General features: G+C 36.3%; 11 protein-coding genes and 2 tRNA genes. 1 reads left to right on the top strand and 12 read right to left on the bottom strand.

Annotation, left to right across the window (positions count from 1 at the left end):
* Nucleotides 1-87: 87 nt before the first annotated feature.
* Entirely contained in the window at nucleotides 88-1290 is a 1203-nt protein-coding gene (locus tag ACN1CN_RS10645; protein WP_419135640.1) for an N-6 DNA methylase, read from the bottom strand.
* Nucleotides 1291-1562: 272 nt separating this feature from the next.
* Between ACN1CN_RS10645 and ACN1CN_RS10640 the strand changes: the two genes are divergently transcribed.
* Nucleotides 1563-1862 (top strand): helix-turn-helix domain-containing protein, encoded by a 300-nt coding sequence (locus ACN1CN_RS10640; RefSeq protein ID WP_419135639.1) that lies wholly within the window; start codon nucleotides 1563-1565, stop codon nucleotides 1860-1862.
* On the opposite strand, the gene ACN1CN_RS10635 is transcribed toward ACN1CN_RS10640, so the two are convergent.
* The 11 genes from ACN1CN_RS10635 to trxA form a co-directional block, all read right to left on the bottom strand.
* Nucleotides 1843-3183 carry a tyrosine-type recombinase/integrase gene (locus tag ACN1CN_RS10635; protein WP_419135638.1) on the bottom strand — a complete coding sequence of 447 codons (1341 nt, stop codon included), beginning with the start codon at nucleotides 3181-3183 and terminating at the stop codon, nucleotides 1843-1845. The two genes, ACN1CN_RS10640 and ACN1CN_RS10635, sit on opposite strands and share 20 nt — an antisense overlap.
* A 333-nt stretch (nucleotides 3184-3516) precedes the next feature.
* On the bottom strand, nucleotides 3517-3750 hold the full coding sequence (locus ACN1CN_RS10630) for a hypothetical protein (protein WP_419135637.1): 234 nt from the start codon (nucleotides 3748-3750) through the stop codon (nucleotides 3517-3519).
* A gap of 381 nt (nucleotides 3751-4131) precedes the next feature.
* Entirely contained in the window at nucleotides 4132-5715 is a 1584-nt protein-coding gene (locus ACN1CN_RS10625) for an MFS transporter (RefSeq protein ID WP_419135636.1), read from the bottom strand.
* A gap of 1 nt (nucleotide 5716) precedes the next feature.
* The gene (locus ACN1CN_RS10620; RefSeq protein WP_419135634.1) at nucleotides 5717-6769 is read right to left on the bottom strand and encodes an HlyD family secretion protein; all 1053 of its coding nucleotides are present in this window, start codon (nucleotides 6767-6769) and stop codon (nucleotides 5717-5719) included.
* 83 nt (nucleotides 6770-6852) lie between these two features.
* The gene (locus tag ACN1CN_RS10615; protein ID WP_419135633.1) at nucleotides 6853-8142 is read right to left on the bottom strand and encodes a TolC family protein; all 1290 of its coding nucleotides are present in this window, start codon (nucleotides 8140-8142) and stop codon (nucleotides 6853-6855) included.
* Nucleotides 8143-8457: 315 nt separating this feature from the next.
* Nucleotides 8458-9279: an AraC family transcriptional regulator gene (locus ACN1CN_RS10610; RefSeq protein ID WP_419135632.1), complete on the bottom strand. Its 822-nt coding sequence runs from the start codon at nucleotides 9277-9279 to the stop codon at nucleotides 8458-8460.
* A 194-nt stretch (nucleotides 9280-9473) separates the two neighbouring features.
* Nucleotides 9474-9547, bottom strand: a tRNA-Asp gene (locus ACN1CN_RS10605).
* Nucleotides 9548-10125: 578 nt separating this feature from the next.
* Nucleotides 10126-10199 (bottom strand) — tRNA-Asp (locus ACN1CN_RS10600).
* 86 nt (nucleotides 10200-10285) lie between these two features.
* The gene (locus ACN1CN_RS10595; protein WP_419135631.1) at nucleotides 10286-11212 is read right to left on the bottom strand and encodes a DUF58 domain-containing protein; all 927 of its coding nucleotides are present in this window, start codon (nucleotides 11210-11212) and stop codon (nucleotides 10286-10288) included.
* A complete protein-coding gene (locus ACN1CN_RS10590; RefSeq protein WP_419135629.1) occupies nucleotides 11209-13788 on the bottom strand; it encodes a M1 family metallopeptidase in 2580 nt (859 codons plus the stop codon). Before ACN1CN_RS10590 ends, ACN1CN_RS10595 begins: the two co-directional genes overlap by 4 nt.
* A gap of 194 nt (nucleotides 13789-13982) precedes the next feature.
* Nucleotides 13983-14300 carry a thioredoxin gene (gene trxA / locus ACN1CN_RS10585; RefSeq protein ID WP_012023423.1) on the bottom strand — a complete coding sequence of 106 codons (318 nt, stop codon included), beginning with the start codon at nucleotides 14298-14300 and terminating at the stop codon, nucleotides 13983-13985.
* Nucleotides 14301-14416: the final 116 nt, after the last annotated feature.

Here is a 14416-nt window from a genome sequence, read left to right as displayed (position 1 = left end):
GTTTTTAATCGTTAATTAACCACAAAACCTGGTGGTCAATTTGCTCCGGAATCAGGTGGTCAGTTTGCTCCGGAACGGGTGGTCAATTTACTCCGGAATTAGGTGGTCAAATTGACCGGTTTTTCCAGCTGGGTCTAGTATTTGTACTTTGTGTACTTCAACTTCAGTTTCAACTTCTTTTATTTTGGCGTCCTTTGCTTTGGTTTGGGTTACTGCTTTTTTCTTGATTTTGATTTTGCTTGTATCAGCTAGACCTTGCGGTAAATCAAATTCAGTCTTTAAAATATCATCAACGGCACGAACAATAAAATTTACTACAGGTTGAGGCGTGTACCAAACTCCACGAGCTTTTCTTAATGCGGGATTGTATTCTCCTAAGAAAGTTTCGTAAAAGTGAACTACTGGGTCTTCCTGTTTGGTACTTCTACCAAAATTTTTCATGATTTTTGCTACATCCGAAGCAAGGAAAATGCTCACCAATTCATCGACTATCCATGTTAAACGGATATCTAGGTCAAAACCTGCAATGTCTTGAAATAATTTTCTAAGAAACGGATTTGATTTTGGGATAAGCTCAGCCGCTTCAATTCTTGAGAACGTTGGCAAAGTTGGGTCATGGTATCGAGCCGCAAACATTCCGTAAGCGATAGTTTGCGAATAGATATCGGCAAACGCTTTGTTGTCTATGTCGTGAATCAGCATTTGTTGAAACGAAAGCATCCGTGATTTTAACTGTGAGCGGTGTTCTTGTTCGTCATCATGATTTAGAGACTTCTCGATAACGTTAGCCATCAGTTTTGCTTTTCCCGCCATCATCTGAGCCAGTTTGGTTGGCGATTTGATGCTCTGAGTAACAGTTAATGCAAAGTTTTTAATAAGCTCTATAAACTGTTCGAAATTTTCGGTTAATGGTAAGAGAGCACCATCTTCAATTTTAGCAATAGCAATTTTGGTAGTTAGCTCACCATCTTTGTAAAAATGAAAATCCATGTAATCAGTAAAAATCAAATTTGACAACCCTGATTTATAGCGTTCAAATTGCTCTTTTAATGTTTTGCTACCCAAGTCAACTCCAATATCTTTTGCTTCAATATAACCCACGGGAATGTCCTTACGGGTCAAAACATAGTCGGGTGCTCCACATGCGACTCTAGCAGGTTCATTTGTTACCAGAACATCTGGCAAAATTGCCATGATAAGGTTTTGCAAATCGCCACGATAAGAATGTTCTCTTGCGTTTCCTGTTTTATAGAGCGTTTCGATTTTAGTCAGATATTGTTGGATGGTCATGGTAAAAATTTTGTTTGGCTAATATAGCTTTTTCCTTAATATTTTGAATATAGAAGAGCCTCAAACGTAACTTTTTTTGATTGGGTACTTGACACTATCAACTTAAATTCGTATCTTCGTAAGGATAGCACTCTCAATGCTATTTCTAGTCAAATTGGGTTGATTCTTTATTTTGGCTACTAGTGAGAAGGTAATCTTCTCAAAACCTCTAATCGAGGAAAAATAACTCTCGCTACCTTTATAAAAAACTGAGATGTGGTAGCTGTGTTTACATGTTCACTAGTAGTATTATTAACCAAGATGCGCTACAAGCGCAAATCAACAATGAAGTCGAAAGACTTACAGCAATAAGATTCGAAGAATTTAAAAATAACTTATTGCAAGAATTATCCAAAAATTATTATTTTGTTGATAATTTGTTCAACAAGAAAAAAGTAGCGGAAATATTAGACATATCCGTTAGACAAGTTGAAAATCTAGTAGATAGTGGCAAATTGAAAAAATGCGGGCTAGGTAGAAGTGTTAAGTTTAGAAACACCGATGTTAATGAATTTATAAAGTCATTAAACTAGACTTTTCATTATAGTATTTTGCCCAATGCTCCCCTAATCTTTGAGCGTGTTGTTTTGCGGTTGTTTTAATATAAGACAAAAACTGTTTCTCTGTTTGATGTCCAGTGATTTTCATTATGGTCAGAGTATCTATTTCACCGTACAAATTGGTAGCAAACGACCTTCTGCAAATGTGGGTCGTGACCAATTCGTATTTATGATAAGACCCGCTTATTTTACGATGGATTTTTTTACCATGTATATCTAGTCTTGACTTTCCGTGTTCATCTTTGATTTCCATCATTTTAGAACCGATTACTTTTTCATTAAAGCCAACTTCTCTAGCAACATCTTTTATATAGTTGTTGAGATTTTGCTCACTAATGTGTCTAGGCAAATCTCCTTTTCTCTTTTCTAAAATTAACTTAACATAAGGGTGTATAGCTATCGTTACTGGAATATTAGTCTTAAAATTTCGGTTATCTATAAAGCCATTTTTGAAATCCTTTTTAGTTAAACTTAAAAGGTCAGAAACTCTTAGACCTGTCCATACACCTATAATAAGCCAATCTCTAGCATTATCTAAGTAACTATCAAGTTCAAAACGATGTTTCATTATTTTTAAAATCTCCTCTTCATCAAAATAGATATCTTGGGTCTTTAAAGATGGTGAATAAAATTTTTTGTCTTTATAAATCGGATTTACTTTGAGACCTGAAAGTTCAACATCTCGAAGAAATGCTTTAAGATTATCAATAATGCCTCCTATAGTATTCTCTCCTAAAAACTCCACTGAACGAAGGTAATTAATCAGCTCTTTGTGAAATATCAAGTCAATTGAATCAATTTTTGCTTTTTTATTATTGTATGCTTCAAAGGATTTTAATTTGTTGGATGAATTTTGATAGTCTTGAGCAGTTCTTTTCTTCAACACCTTACCCGTACTTATGTTTGTTTTGTTTTCCGCTTCTTTTGAAAACTTATCAGAGAAGGCGGTTAAAAATATTTTTGCGTCACCATCATTTGAACTAGGTTTATTATGAAAAACATTTATAAGCTCCTTCAGCCATTTCGTAGAAATTTTAATACCTTCATGATTATCATGATTGTATTGGTCAATTATTTCAGCTTTAAGCTCAATTAATTGAGTGTTAATCTTATTTCTAAAACCATCAGAATCAAAAGTTGTTTTAATTTTTTGTTTCGGTTGACTCCATTCCTTTTTCGAAACTAAAATCCCAATTGGAGTTTGACAATCAAAACCTTTACCTTTAAACCTAACATAAATCTGAGTAGGGTCTGCCATAGAGTCTTTCTCTATCTTAAAATTAACTGTAGCCATAATTCAAAGATAAAATATTTCCCCCGTATTTCCCCCCTAATTTATGTATAAATGTGCAAGTCAGTGCGAGAATAAAAATTAAAAACGCTGTTAGATACTGATAAATAAGGGTTATTTAATAACTACATTCGAATGAATTTGCATAGAAATACATGCTTGTGCTCCTATTATCCGCACCGAAAAAAAGCTTCTGAGAAATCAGAAGCTTTTTTGTTTTCCATTAAACCCGACAGGTTTTAAAAACCTGTCGGGTTTAAAATACAAACTGTTGTCGAATTTCTTGTGTGATTTCTCCTTACGTCGAAATGACAAACTAGGCGTAAAAATCCTCCTTCACTTCACATCCAAATAAGGATCTAAAACTTCTGCCAATTTGCTCAGCCAATAAAAATGATCATCGATGCGGTTTAATTCAGACTGTATTGTTTCGCATTCCCTCATTGCACATAAGGAAAGAACATGATTTATTTGACGAATACTTTTTGCCATATCTCTAGGATCAATCGCATTATTAAAAAATTCTATTAATCTGGTTTCGGTTTCTTTTGAGAAGTTTTCTGTCGTCATGATTTCTAAATTTTAAGAACACCACAAAAATCTGCAGATTTTATTTTCATTTAGACGCATATTTGAGTCCATCTCTATTTTATTTTTTCGTATAGAAAAAGCCCGTGTAATCAGCACGGGCTTTCATCATCATCAATCGAAAAAAAAAGTCAGGATCATCACTCCCTGACTATGGGGTTATTTTAAAGACATTATCAACCAATCCAAACCTCATTTTTACACACTCGCAATTCGACAAAGATTGGCGACATTTGGAACGGAGTTTCTTGTGTGATTTGCTTCGCCTGTTCGCTATCACTCGAGTCTCATTCTTCGGAATGACAAGATGGCGCAGAAACTTTGTGCAAAAAACTCACAACTCATAACTCATAACTCAAAACTCTAGCTAATCCAAATTTTCTTTTTAAACAGGTTTGCTGTGTGTCGTAAATGCTGGTTCAAGCCAATCAAGACCACCAAAATCACTAAACTATACCCCACAACGGTATAAATTTCCATATCCGATAATAAGGTAGCCTGTTTAGCAACGGTCGTAAAAACCTTTTTCAAGGCCAATGTATTGGCATTATCGGCCGAATATCCTTTTGCTATAAAACTCTGTGTTGTTGCAGCAATGGTTTGCTGTGCTTCGGGATTTTCGCCTGTTACAAATTGGCTTAATTTCAGGAAGTGTTTTTTATTCAGGAACACCTGAGCATTCTGCATGATACAAAATCCGATAGTACTTCCCCAAAAACGTCCTGAGACTCCGATAATTCCGGAGGATGTCATCAATTTTCCCGGAACAGCCGTAACCGTAAACAAAACCAAAGGCACGAATAAAACTCCAACCGCAATCCCCTGCAAAACGTACGGAATCAAGATATCCGACAACGAAACATCAGGCACGAACAAAAACGTAAACCAAAAATGATATACCGCCAAAAGCGCAAAACCTATCATAAAAATGTATTTGGTCGCCATAGATCGCATCAGAAAAATAGCCGCTAAAACCAACCCAATTACATTCCCTAATCCGTTTATATATTGCACTCCGGCAACGCGCGACGGGTCCCAATTCCAAATCGTAAACATTACACTATGACACAAACTCAAAGTCGCTCTGGCAATATAGAACAGAAAAAACAACAGAAACCCAATTCTCAGATTCGCATATTTAAAAACTTCAAAATTAAAACTTGGTCGTTTTACCAGTAATTGCCTGAAAATAAACAACCCTCCTGTAATCAAACATATTATTAAAGAAAGAATCAATTGAGACGATTCGAACCAATACTTTCGTTCAGCATACACAAAAAAATAAGCCCCAGTTATTATCGATGTTAATACCAAAACAAAACTCAGAAAGTCAATTTGATACAACGGGATTTTTTTAGTGATTCGGTGGCTATTAAAGGTCACCAGAATCAAAAAGACGTTAATAATTTGAAGCATTCCCGAAACATAGAGCATGTATTTCCAATCGTAATGATCAAGGAACCAAACCGCGATATTCATAATAAAGGGCGTCGCCAATAAAAGCGATCCGTAATAAAACGAAAAACCAACAATAATGGCATTTTTAGAATTAAAACGTTCTACCAGCAACTGCCTCAAAATCATTACCGGCAAAGCCATTAAGATTCCTTCGAGGATTCTTAACATGATAAAAACCGCAAAATTGGTTACATATCCTGATGCAATTATCGTTACGGCAATCAAAACATACAACATCATTAAGTAGGTTTTTGCCGGAAAATAATTCGAAAACCTACTCTCGATAAGGATCGTCGCCAATAAAGTTCCGTAGGTCACACACATCGCAAACTGCAAATCCTCGGCTTCAATATCCAGAAAACTCGCAGCATAAGTCACGTTTGAACTATATACCCCCAATAAAATCATGGAATGCAGCAAGCAGACAAACAAGATAATAATGATCGCCCAATTAGGAACCCAGGACTTAAAAATACTTTTATCTTCCATTTTATTGGTGTTCGGCAATAACCGTAATATTCATTCCGGCTCTTAAAAAATCGGCTTGTTTGTCGGTTTCTTTTAATTGAATTCGAACCGGAATCCTCTGTTCTATTTTCACAAAGTTCCCTGTCGCATTATCAGGAGGCAATAACGAAAATCGAGCACCACTGGCAGGTGACAATGACTTAACAATTCCTGTAAATTCTTTGTCCTTTAAAGCATCAGCCTTAATTTGAACCTCCTGACCTACGGTTAAATACTGCAATTGCGTTTCTTTAAAATTTGCGGTAATCCATTTTTCTTTACTCACAATCGAAAGCAATGATTGCCCTTCTTTAACCATTTGTCCCGGCTGCAAAATTCTTTTTCCAACCCAGCCATCATAAGGCGCCGTGATTATGGTGTACGAAAGAAACAATGCCGCATTATCAGCAACAGCTTGCTTAGACTCAACAACCGTTTGCATGGTAGGAACATTTGCCTGCGCCTGAGAAGTACTTAAATTGGCAGACTGAATCCTCTCTCTCATTTCCTGAAAATGTGCCTGCGCCGACTCATAATCGGCTTTTACTTTTTCTAATTGCTGAGAAGTCGCTGCCTCCTCCTTCACAAGAGCTTTGTATCGGTCGTACTCTAATTTGGTTTTCCAAAGATTGGTTTTCGCTACCGCCAATTGTGATTCTCCAATTGCAGTTGAACTTGCTGTTGTCGCCACATTTTTCTGGGCTACCACACTGCTTTGTTTCGCACTTTGAACATCAGCCAAAGCCACATTCAGTTTTGATTTGTACTCTCTGTTATCAATCACCACCAAAGTATCTCCCTTGTGTACAAACTGATTTTCCTCAAAACGAACTTCCTGAACATAACCTGTAATTCTGGACATAATTGGTGTAACGTATTGCTCCACCTGAGCATCATTGGTTTCTTCATGATTTTGACTGAACACATAAAACCAAATTCCTAAAATGACTCCGCTTACCACCAACAGGCAGGCAATTATTGTTATAATAATATGAAACGACTTGTTTGCTCTGGTTTCATTTTTAATCTTTACCATAAATTCTATATCTTTTTCTATTCTCTACTCTCTTGCTTCTATTCTCTTTCTTCTATCTTCTTGCCTCTATCCTCTCCTCGATCTTAAATCTCTCCCGGCAACATCCCGGCGGTACGCAGCAGTTCGTAATGTTTCATCACAGCGTCAATTCGGGTTGAAATTTTGTTGTATTTTGCCTGTAACAGCGCATTGTCTGCATCCACCATTTCGGTAATCAAAACCAGTTGATTCAGGTATTTTAGTTTTACGATTCGGTAATTTTCATTGGCCAATTCTTCGGCTTTATCGACAACTTTAAACTTCTCAACGATTTCCTGATATTGCGTATGATTCCTGAACAACTCGTCCTGAATTTTATCTTTCACAATCTCTGACTGCATTTCCTGCCATTGAATTCTGGTCGTCGCCATCTGAACCTTAGTTTTGTTTTTATACAAACCCGAAATATCAAAACTGGCTTCAATTCCCACTTGTCCTAAGGTGTACAAATACGGATTTGGAGGAAAAAATTTGTAGTTGGGATAATTGAAACTATAGTTCCCAAAGAAATTAATACTCGGATAATAATTTCCTTTTGCCAATTTCAACTCCGTTTTTTTGATCGCTATTTCCTGACTTGAGATTCGCATTTCTTCGTTCTGCAAAGCATGATTCATATATACTTCATAAGGATCAAGGCCTTGCATTTCATCAATATTTGCCGTTGTGTCGATTGTTATTTCCTCTTGTTCCGGCAACTGAAGCAATGTTTTTAAATCATGCAGTGCAATTTTGATGTTTTTAGAATTGGTCAACGCATTCAATTCACGATCCGAAAGCTGCAATTCTGCGCGTAATACCTCATTTTTGGTTACCGTTCCGTGTTTTTTCAGGGACTGAACTTCTCTTAACCGATTTTGCTCTTCTTTGATATTCTCGGCAATGATTTGCTGAAGTTCCATCATTTTATAAATCCCCAAATAGGTCCCAATCACTTCTAACTCGATATCATTTTCGGTCTTCTCCTTTTTGATTTGAGCGATTTGATTTTCCTGATTGGCAATTTTAATCGCATTGTTGATTTTATTCCCAACATACAATGGCATTTTAAATGTTGTTCCAACCTCGTAAATCTCAGGGATGGTCCTGGTAACTTCTTTACCTTTTAAAAAACCGCCTTTAAATTCGGTAATATTGGTTATTCTCGAATAAGCGCCGTTCATCTCAATTTCCGGCAGTCGTAACTCTTTATTTTCTTTGATGTTTTCTTCAGAAAGTGTTACTTCGAGTTTAGATTTGAGAATGTTTCGGTTATTCTCTTTCGCAATTTTAATCGCCTCATTTAATGAAATCGATTTTACTTCTTGCGCATGTAGCGTGGTGAATCCGAGCATAAATAAGACATAAGCTCTATTTTTCAGGAAACACTGTAGTGCGGAAATCTGTTTTTTAAGGAACATGAATACATAAATAATTTATGATGCAAAGTTCCAGCATTTTTTTGGTGACTGATAATTCTAAAAAGTCAATAACATATTCATTTCAGACAAATGTTAAAATATTATTTCCTAACAAAATTTCACTAAAACAATAACAAACAGACTGTTATAAATAAAATTTACTTTTTGATTATTTTAAAAAACTCCGGCAGATTGAGCAGATTAAGTAGATTTATCCCTCTATATCCATGATCTACAATAGAAAATAATCTATCTGCTTTTTAAAATATCCTCTCCGTTTAAGTAATCGGAAGGACGTTGTCCGAGGATTTTAAAGAATGTATTACTAAATGTCGGCACACTACTATATCCTACTTCCTGAGCGACTTCTTTAACTGAAAGTTTTCGATCCAACAGAAGCTCTATGGCTTTTAGAATTCTTCGAATCGTATAATATTGAATAAAGGACATGTTGAGATCTTTTTGAAACAAGCGATACAAAGAGCGCTCACTGTACCCAAACTCATGCGCAACAGCTGCAAATAGGATAGTCTCCCCAAGATTATTCTCGATATAACGCAGAATTTTTCCCAAACGCGGATCTTTTGGCTGCGGTAATTCTAAAGGTAAGTTGGTCAGACAAATTTGTGGTAATATTGCTTTAATCGCTTTGGCAATGGCAAAATTCGGACTTCCTTTCTTGAGATCCCCATTCCATCGATTGGTAAAAAGCATCATTTGCAACAATAAATTATTGACCGGATAAATCCCTTCACTCTTATAAAAAACATCTTCGTCTTTTTCGACAGGAAAATACAGATTACGCATGGTAACACTTTCCGACTTTGGCTCAATACTGTGCTCCACCCCACTCGGAATCCAAATAAAATGTCTTGCCGGTAAAAAATAGGTTTTGGTTTCGGTCGTTACAAAAACGACATCACCTTCAGCATACAACAACTGTGCTTTATCGTGTTTATGTGTAGGCACAAACAATTCGCCCATCAAATCGTGGTGGCAGTAAATGCTCTTTTTATCGGCATCTACTTTTTTGATGTAATATTTATCTAATTTCTGACCGGAATATTCCATTGAAGTTTGATACGATGTCTCTTGCGATATTAAAGATAAGAAGAAATAGAATTTAAATTCCAAATAAAAAATTCCAAACTCCAACACGACTATATGTTTTATTAGAATTTGGAACTTTGAAGTTTGCAATTTATTTTAGAAAGTTTTCTAAAACAAAAAAGCCTTTCCGTTAAGAAAGGCTTCTCCCAATATTGCGGTCTGGACGGGACTCGAACCCGCGACCCCATGCGTGACAGGCATGTATTCTAACCAACTGAACTACCAAACCAACTGCGTTATTGCGAGTGCAAAAATACAACAGATCTTTGATTCTACAAGCTTTTTTTGCGAATAAATTTTAAGAAATTTTTAATTGATTAGATTCCAATATTTTAAAATTCGCCTGTCAAATCAAAAAAGAAGAACTTTCTTTCTTTTTGACTTCAAAGAACCCAAAACGGAAAGCGCCAACTCCGCAAAACTTAAAAAACTTCGCGTAAACCTTAGCGCACTTTACGGCTAAACCAAACAAGCAAAACCAAAAAATCCGCAAAGCCCATAAAAAACCTTGCGAACTTCGCGCAAACCTTAGCACCCCTTGCGGCTAAACCAAAAACCAAAAAATCCGCAAAGCTTATAAAAAACTTTGCGGACTTTACTTAAATCTTGGCGCTCTTTGCATTTAAAAACAAAAACCAAAAGTGTCCTAAATCAAAAAAGCCATCCACAAAAGTGGAAAGCTTTTCATTGGTCTAACTACTAAACCAGCTACGAGTTACAAAGTCGTAGCAAAACAACACAACTAATCTTAGATACCGTATTTGGGCAAAAAAGCCTTTCCGTTAAGAAAGGCTTTTCCCAATATTGCGGTCTGGACGGGACTCGAACCCGCGACCCCATGCGTGACAGGCATGTATTCTAACCAACTGAACTACCAAACCTCTGCGTTATTGCGGTTGCAAAGATAGTACAGAATTTCGTTTCTGCAAGTGTTTTTCGAAAAAAAATTAAATATTTTTTCAAACTTTTAGCCAAAGTTTTGTTTTTCAACCAAATATGTCGTCAATATTTTTTCAAAATCATCCCCCACATTCACCGAAACATACTTAATTTGATTCTTAGCACAGGTTAAAGACAGTTTCTTGAAATACTCCTCTGCCCTTTTTTCGTATTCTGCTTTTACATTATCCGCAAAAAGCGATACCTCTTCGCCTGATTCTAAGTCGATAAACTTGCGTGGCGTGTTATCAAAGTCAAATTTAAGCTCTGTTTTATCATCGACCACATGAAACAAAACAACTTTGTGTTTGTTGTGTTTTAAATGCTGTAAAGCGTTAAAAAGCTTCTCGTCGTCTTCTGACTGAAACATATCCGTAAATAAAATAATCATCGAGCGACGGTGAATCTTCTCAGCGATTTGATGCAGATAGGTAATCGTATCGGTGCTTTTTTTGACTTTTGGCTGCTGCAGCAATTCTTCCAGTTTATTGAGCAACATTCGATGGTGACGATCACTTCCTTTTTCGGGAGCATAATATTCGTAGCTGTCGGAGAAAACACTCAACCCTACAGCATCACGCTGCTTCTTAAGGATATTCATTAAAACAGCCGACGCCAAAACAGCAAAACCAATCTTCTTCTCATAAAAAGGCTGATTTGGTCTGAGCTCCGGATAATGCATCGACGATGAGTTATCTACAATTAAATGACATCGCAAATTGGTTTCTTCCTCAAAACGTTTCGTGTACAAACGATCTGTTTTAGCAAATAATTTCCAATCGATGTGTTTGGTGCTTTCTCCGGCATTATAGACTTTATGCTCGGCAAATTCAGCCGAAAACCCATGAAACGGACTCTTGTGCATTCCCGAGATAAACCCTTCTACCACCTGATTCGCCAACATTTCGAGATGCTGGAAACTGGAGACTTTCTCTATTTCCGATTCAATTTTCATTCGGTTTCTTTTTTAATATTTTGCGCACGATACAAACCATCGGTTGCCTGCAATAATTTTCTTTTCAAAATAGGACTAAACTCCGGATTCTCTTTCAGGAATCGCTGCACTTCATCAAAAGCATATTTCGACGAATATTTCCCAACGGTGTTATTCAGCCAGTCTTTAGGAAAAAAGATATCTCCGGTACGCTGAATTTCTTCCACCAAATCTAACGAAAATCTAATGTACTTTTGAGCACTTTCCTGACGCAACGGATGATTGATATTCGCTAAACCTACAGCAACCCAGGATTCTTTTTCTCTGTTCGCATCATCTTTTAAAGATTTCACAAAAGCATCACGAACCGATTCGTCTTTCGATAAAGACGGAAGCAGGAATTCAAATCGCTTTTGCTTGTCGGGATTTGCAATCGTAATTCTGGTTTTGTTTAAAATTTCATCTGCTTTTTCATGTTTAAATATAGCCAAATTCATAGCCATATTGGTATAATCGTCTTCATTTAGTTTTAAGCCCGGAATCACGGTTTCTTTACTCCAGATTTTATACAATTGCTCCTTATCAGTAGCCGAATAAGCAACTGAACTAAACAAATTAAACAAAGTCTTCTTGATATTACTTGGCAAACTGGCCTGCAAACGCCCATATACAATAGCTGAAAGTTCTTTTTGTCCTATACTTTGCTGTTTTTCCGTCAGGAACTTCCAGAAAACAGCACTAGTTTGATTGGTGATAATTTTCAAAACCAATTCGTTTTGTTCCTGCTGAATTCCTTTTAAAAAACAAGCAAAAGCTTTTGCAGGAGCAATATTCCCCGTTAACGTATTTTCGTAAATATTAATATAAGTCGAAGCCCTTGCCACCTCATCTTTCAATGTTAAAACAGACTCTAAATTATTCCCGTCAAGTGGAAAAACACCGTATCCAAAACCATTATAATTGTAAATAACAGCCAATGGTTTCTCAAGTCCAACGGCTTCTTTCAGCAACAGACTTTTATCTTTTATAGTAACATTGATCACTTTTACACTATTAGGATAAACCAGACCAATGTCAAAAATCTGAGGCCATACATTTGCAGATTGATCCTCTGCCTGTTGTGTAATTTCAAAAGTTAAAATTCGGTTTTGAGCATCGTATTTAATTTGATCTTTAAAAATTGCCCTTCCCGATTTATTCACCCAAACCGCGCTCCATTTTTGCATATCGAGTGGTGTTTCGGCGTCGAGAATTTCGACCAGATTGTTCCAGTCGGCATTGTCGTTGGCGTATTTTTTAATGTATTTTTCGATTCCTTTCTGAAAGGCTTCTTTCCCCATCGAAGCTTCTAACTGCCGCATCATTATGGGTGCTTTGTTGTAAATGATCGCTCCGTATAACGAACCCGCATTTTTTAGATTGGCTAAATTTTGCTTGATCGGATGTGTCCCCAGCGAACGGTCTTCACCATAAGCACTTGGATAATGAGCTGTTAAAAATTGTAGATTATGATTTACTTTCGGGAAAATCGGATTCATAATTTTGTCTGCCATAAAATTAGCAAACACTTCCTTCATCCAGACATCATCAAACCATTTCATCGTCACCAAATCACCAAACCACATGTGTGAGGTTTCGTGCGCAATCAATTTGGCACGGTCCAATTTCTCACTGTCTGTAGCGCTATTATCCAAAAACAAAGTAGATTCTTTGTACTGAATAGCTCCTACATGCTCCATTCCGCCATACTGAAAAACCGGAATTGAAGCAAAATCCAACTTCTGAAACGGAAATTTATAACGGGTATATTTTTCCAGAAAATCTAACGATTGCTGGTGCAAATTAAAGATGGTGTCAGTGCTGCTTCTTAATTTTTCTGCGTTGTTTTCGCGATACAGCATCGTCATTTCCCGATTACCGGGTTTCTTCGTCACACTTTTGAACTTTCCGGCTACAAAAGAAAACAAATAGGTACTCATTTTATCCGATTCTCCAAAAGTATAAGCGGTAAACTCTCCTTTCTCCGTTTTCTCTTTCACATCGGCTCCTGCCAAAACCGACCAGTCTTTAGGAACGGTCAAACTCAACTTATAAGTTGCTTTGATATCCGGTTGATCAAAACACGGAAATAAGGTACTTGCCCGATCCGGAACCAGTAAGGTATACAAGAAATCATCATTACGATTTAAAGATAGATTTCCTGCTATAAAAGAAATACCAATTGTATTTTTTCCTGAGTTTAAAGCTTCGGTAGGAATAACAATATGCCCATTTTCATGAACAATTGAAACCGGTTTACCATTAACCTCAATTGCTTTTATATTTTCTGATTTCTCTTTAAAATCCAAATACACACTTCGATAAGGATGATCTAATAAAGCCAATTCTAAAACAAGATTGGATTTAATTTCCTTTTCTCTCTGTCCTGGAATTTCAAATGAGAGCGTATATTTTACATTGGAAATTTCTTGTTTTCGGTAAGTCGCTAACTCCTTCGAAACGCCTTTATCTAAAAGATAAATTTCCTTTTGTTTCGATTGAGAAAAACCAATTGTAGTACATGCAAGAATACAAAGAGAGCTATAGAGAATTTTCATTTTTAAAGAAATATAAGATTCGTTAAAAATAAAAAAAGTTTGCCAGCAATTTTACGAATTGGCACGAATTAAAATTCTTTTTGCCACAGATTACACAGTAAGAATGATTTTTTTAATCTGTGGCAAAAACCTTTAAACATAAAAAAGGTCCGACTTTCGTCGAACCTTTTTTATATAAATCATAATCTTTACGATTACAACAAAGCGTCTAAACTATCTGCGTAGGTTTGTTTTGGAGCTACTCCAACTTGTTTTCCTACTACTTCACCGTTATGAAAAACCAAAACGGTAGGTATGTTACGCACACCATATTTTGCAGCAAATTCCTGGTTAGCATCTACATCTACTTTACCAACAACTACTTTACCTGCGTATTCATCGCTTAATTGGTCAATGATTGGACCAACCATTCTACAAGGACCACACCATGCTGCCCAAAAATCTACCATTACTGGTTTGTCTGATTTCAAAACTACTTCATCAAAAGTAGCATCTGTTATTGCTAATGCCATAATTTCTTATCTTTTAAAATTATCGTCTGAATTGTTTCGTTTCAAACTAGACCACAAATTTAAAAATTAAATGCAAATGAAACACCATAACCAAATTAGTTTTCATTATAAATGTA

The sequence above is a fragment of the Flavobacterium sp. T12S277 genome (genome assembly GCF_048514875.1).
Taxonomy (GTDB): Bacteria; Bacteroidota; Bacteroidia; order Flavobacteriales; family Flavobacteriaceae; genus Flavobacterium.
The sequence above is the reverse complement of the archived record's forward strand: the minus strand, read 5'-3'. Positions and strand labels throughout refer to the sequence as shown.

Excerpts from the sequence above, each read along its gene's own strand:
- ACN1CN_RS10590 (WP_419135629.1), bottom strand. The coding sequence starts at position 13,788 with ATGAAAATTCTCTATAGCTCTCTTTGTATTCTTGCATGTACTACAATT.
- ACN1CN_RS10630 (WP_419135637.1), bottom strand. The coding sequence starts at position 3,750 with ATGACGACAGAAAACTTCTCAAAAGAAACCGAAACCAGATTAATAGAA.
- ACN1CN_RS10595 (WP_419135631.1), bottom strand. The coding sequence starts at position 11,212 with ATGAAAATTGAATCGGAAATAGAGAAAGTCTCCAGTTTCCAGCATCTC.
- ACN1CN_RS10610 (WP_419135632.1), bottom strand. The coding sequence starts at position 9,279 with ATGGAATATTCCGGTCAGAAATTAGATAAATATTACATCAAAAAAGTA.
- ACN1CN_RS10640 (WP_419135639.1), top strand. The coding sequence starts at position 1,563 with ATGTTCACTAGTAGTATTATTAACCAAGATGCGCTACAAGCGCAAATC.
- ACN1CN_RS10625 (WP_419135636.1), bottom strand. The coding sequence starts at position 5,715 with ATGGAAGATAAAAGTATTTTTAAGTCCTGGGTTCCTAATTGGGCGATC.
- ACN1CN_RS10615 (WP_419135633.1), bottom strand. The coding sequence starts at position 8,142 with ATGCTCGGATTCACCACGCTACATGCGCAAGAAGTAAAATCGATTTCA.
- ACN1CN_RS10620 (WP_419135634.1), bottom strand. The coding sequence starts at position 6,769 with ATGGTAAAGATTAAAAATGAAACCAGAGCAAACAAGTCGTTTCATATT.
- ACN1CN_RS10635 (WP_419135638.1), bottom strand. The coding sequence starts at position 3,183 with ATGGCTACAGTTAATTTTAAGATAGAGAAAGACTCTATGGCAGACCCT.
- trxA (WP_012023423.1), bottom strand. The coding sequence starts at position 14,300 with ATGGCATTAGCAATAACAGATGCTACTTTTGATGAAGTAGTTTTGAAA.
- ACN1CN_RS10645 (WP_419135640.1), bottom strand. The coding sequence starts at position 1,290 with ATGACCATCCAACAATATCTGACTAAAATCGAAACGCTCTATAAAACA.